Genomic DNA, 3797 nt, shown 5'->3' with positions numbered 1-3797 from the left:
CCGCCCCGCACAGGGGCGACGCGTGAAGCGAGCTAACAATTCGCGGATGCCAACGCAAAGCGTGAAAACACCGAACGGCGACGCTTGAAGCGAGCTAACAATTCGCGGATGCCAACGCAAAGCCTGAAAACACCGAACGGCGACGCCTGAAGCGAGCAAACAAATCGCGGATACCATCGCAGAGCAAAACCAAACCCCACCCAGCGCTCCGCGCAAAAAACCCCTGGTGCGCTGCGCGCAAAAAAAACATTCCCGCCCTCAATCTTCCCGCCGGAAGGCCGATATACAAATTATCCGGTCAACCTGGCGGTGCACACACACCGCCCCTTACGCCGTCTTTCAGGATGACGCATGTCGAGTAACCTTTTTAGCATCGGCCTTAGTGGACTCAACGCAGCCCAATGGGGTCTGACGACTACAGGTCAGAACATCTCCAATCAGGCGACGCCTGGCTATTCCGTCGAGCGTCCCGTCTACTCGGAATCGAGCGGACAGTACACGGGCTCGGGCTATCTCGGCAGCGGCGTGTCGACCACGACCATCCAGCGCCAGTACAGCCAGTACCTGACGACCGAACTGAACAACGCCCAGTCGCAGTCCGGTTCGCTTAACACCTACTACAACCTGATCGCGCAGCTCAACAACATGGTCGGCAATCCGACCTCGGGCATCTCGAGCGCAATCACGTCGTACTTCACCGGCATGCAGAACGTCGCGAACGATGCGTCGAATCCCGCGATGCGTCAAAGCGCCATCAGCAACGCGCAATCGTTGGCGGACCAGATCAACGCTGCAGGCGATCAGTACGACCAGCTGCGCACCAGCGTCAACACGCAGATCGGCGATACGGTCAAACAGATCAACACCTACAGCGCACAAATCGCGCAGCTCAATTCGCAGATCCAGTCGCTGAGCACGCAAGGCCAGCCGCCCAACCAGCTGCTCGACCAGCGCGACCTCGCCATCTCGAACCTGTCGCAACTCGTCGGCGTGCAGGTCGTGCAAGGCGATAGCGGCTACAGCGTGTTCATGGGCAATGGCCAGCCGCTCGTCGTCTCCGACAAGAGCTTCAATCTCACTACCGTCACATCGCCGTCGGACCCGACGGAAACGGCCGTTGCCTACGCAGGTCTTGCGAGCCAGGCCGGAACGACGACGCCGCAAATCCTGCCCGACAGCGTCCAGCTGGGAGGGCAGATCGGTGGGCTGATGACGTTCCGCAGCCAGACACTCGATCCCGCCGAAGCGCAACTCGGCGCGATCGCGACGAGCTTCGCCGCGCAGGTCAACGCGCAGAATTCGCTCGGTATCGACCTGAACGGCAACAAGGGCGGCGCGCTGTTCACGGTCGGCAATCCGACCATCTTCGCGAACCTGAAGAACACGGGCGGCGCGACGCTGGGCGCTTCGCTGTCCAATCCGTCGCAGCCCGTATCGGGAAATTACACGCTGTCGTACGACGGCTCGAACTACACGCTCACCGATCGCGAGACGGGCCAGGTCGTCGGCCAGGCCGCCAACCTGACCAACCCGATCGGCGGCATGCAGTTCTCGCTGACGGGCACCATGAACCCCGGCGATTCGTTCACCGTCGAGCCGACGCGCGGGGCGCTGAACGGCTTCGGGCTGACGACCAGCGACGGCGCGGCCATCGCGGCTTCGTCGCCCGTACTGGTGTCGAAGGGTACGTCCAATACGGGCACCTCGTCGGTGACACAAGGCACGGTGTCGGCGGGCTACACGCTGCCGGGCACGACCACCACGCTCACGTACAATTCGACGACGGGATCGATCTCCGGCTTCCCGGTTGGCTCGACCGTGACCATCGCCGGCACGCCGCCCACCTCGTACAACATCACGGCAGCGACGCCCAATGTGCCATACAACCCGGCCATGGGCGCGTCGATGACGATCACGGGCAGCACCATCAACAACGTGTCGCTGCAGATCACGGGCACGCCCGCGAACGGCGACACCTTCACGATCGCGCCGAACCCGGCGGGCGGCAAGGATGGGCGCAACGCGCAGGCGATCTCCAATCTCGTGACGACGAAGTCGATGGGCAACGGTACGCTCACGCTGACCGACTCATACGCGAACTACGTGAACGACATCGGCAACCAGACGAACCAGATTCAGGCGTCGAGCAAATCGCAGACATCGCTCGTCACGCAGATCACGACCGCGCAGCAGGCGATCTCCGGCGTGAACATCAACGAGGAAGCGGCGAACCTGCTGCAATACCAGCAGTTGTATCAGGCGAACAGCAAGGTCATCCAGACGGCCCAGACGCTGTTCCAGACGATCCTCGGCATTTTCAATTGAGGCGTTGAACGACTATGCGCATCTCTACTTCACAGTATTTCGGCATGAACGTCCAGACGATGGACGATCAGCAATCCACACTGGCGTCGTTGTATCAGCAACTGTCGAGCGGCGTGAGTCTCGCGACGCCGTCGGACAACCCGGTCGGCGCAGCGCAGGCCGTGCAGCTCAGCATGCAGGGCGCGACGCTGTCGCAGTACGCCGACAACCAGAACACCGCGCTCGCTGCGCTGCAATCCGAGGACGGCTCGCTCTCCAGCATCAACAACGTGTTGACGTCGATCAGCACGCAGCTGGTGCGCGCGGGCGACGGCTCGCTCAACGACGGCGACCGCGGCGCGATCGCGACGCAGCTGCAGGGTTTGCGCAACCAGCTGATGGGTCTTGCGAACGGCACCGACGGCTCGGGCAGCTATCTGTACGCTGGTTATCAGGCAGGGACGCCGCCGTTCTCGATCAACGCGAGCGGCGCTGTGCAGTACAACGGTGACAACGGCGTGCAGAACGTGCAGGTGACGGGCACGCGCAACATCGCGATCGGCGATACGGGCCAGGCGGTGTTCCTGAGCATCTCGCCGGCGGGCAGCGCGGCGGTGACGGCGGGCAATTCGGCGAACACGGGAACGGGCACGATCGGCAATGTGTCGGTGAGCAATCCGACTGATCCGACGAACCAGCACAAGTTCACGATCAACTTCACGTCTGCGACGACGTACACGATCACCGACGCGACCACATCGACGACGAGCGCGCCGCAGACCTTTGCGACTGGCCAGGCGATTTCGCTTGGCGGCGGCGGCCAGAGCGTGACGATTACGGGTGCGCCCAATGCTGGCGATTCGTTCTCGGTGACGCCTGCGGCGCAGTCGAGCAAGGACGTATTCGCGAATCTCGACAGCGTGATTGCCGCGCTGCAAACGCCCGTTTCGGGCACGGGCGGCCAGGCGAACCTGACGAACGCGCTGGGCACGGCGATGACCCAGTTGCATAACACGATGAACAACGTGACGTCGATTCAGACGTCCGTGGGCGGCCGGGAGCAGGAGGTCGAGGCGCTGCAGACGGTGACGCAGACGAACTCGTTGCAGACGACGAGCAATCTTGCGGATTTGACGCAGACTGATTTGACGTCCGTCATCAGCAAGTACACGATGACGCAGTTTTCGCTGCAGGCAGCGCAGCAGGGTTTTTCGATGATTCAGAAGTTGTCGTTGTTTGATTACATTGGAAACTGATTTTTTCGTTGTTCATTTTTGGTTTTTGTTTTTGATTTTGTAGGTGTGAGACGCCTGGCTCTTTGAATAGGGCTGGGCGTTTTTTTTTGTCTTGCGACGCTGATGTGGTTTTCTCGGGTTTTGCGCTGGCATCCGCGATTCGTTAGCGTGCTTCAGGCGTCGCCGTTCGGTGTTTTGGTCTTTGCGCTGGCATCCGCGATTCGTTATCTCGCTTCAGGCGTCGCCCCTGTGCGGGGC

The 3797-nt window shown here is 61.4% G+C and carries 2 protein-coding genes; both read left to right on the top strand.

Annotated elements, in window-relative coordinates:
• The first annotated feature begins 351 nt into the window (after positions 1-351).
• Positions 352-2325: a flagellar hook-associated protein FlgK gene (gene flgK / locus KFO72_RS41515; protein WP_054929251.1), complete on the top strand. Its 1974-nt coding sequence runs from the start codon at positions 352-354 to the stop codon at positions 2323-2325.
• 14 nt (positions 2326-2339) lie between these two features.
• Entirely contained in the window at positions 2340-3560 is a 1221-nt protein-coding gene (gene flgL, locus KFO72_RS41510) for a flagellar hook-associated protein FlgL (RefSeq protein WP_054929250.1), read from the top strand.
• The last annotated feature ends 237 nt before the right edge of the window (positions 3561-3797 follow it).

The organism is Paraburkholderia sp. XV, from assembly GCF_020177535.1.
Taxonomy (GTDB): Bacteria; Pseudomonadota; Gammaproteobacteria; order Burkholderiales; family Burkholderiaceae; genus Paraburkholderia; species Paraburkholderia caribensis.
Note: the sequence above shows the minus strand (reverse complement) of the source record. Positions and strands in the feature narration are given on the sequence as shown.

What these genes read in the sequence shown, in the direction of transcription:
- flgK (WP_054929251.1), top strand. Translation starts at nt 352, where the DNA reads ATGTCGAGTAACCTTTTTAGCATCGGCCTTAGTGGACTCAACGCAGCC.
- flgL (WP_054929250.1), top strand. Translation starts at nt 2,340, where the DNA reads ATGCGCATCTCTACTTCACAGTATTTCGGCATGAACGTCCAGACGATG.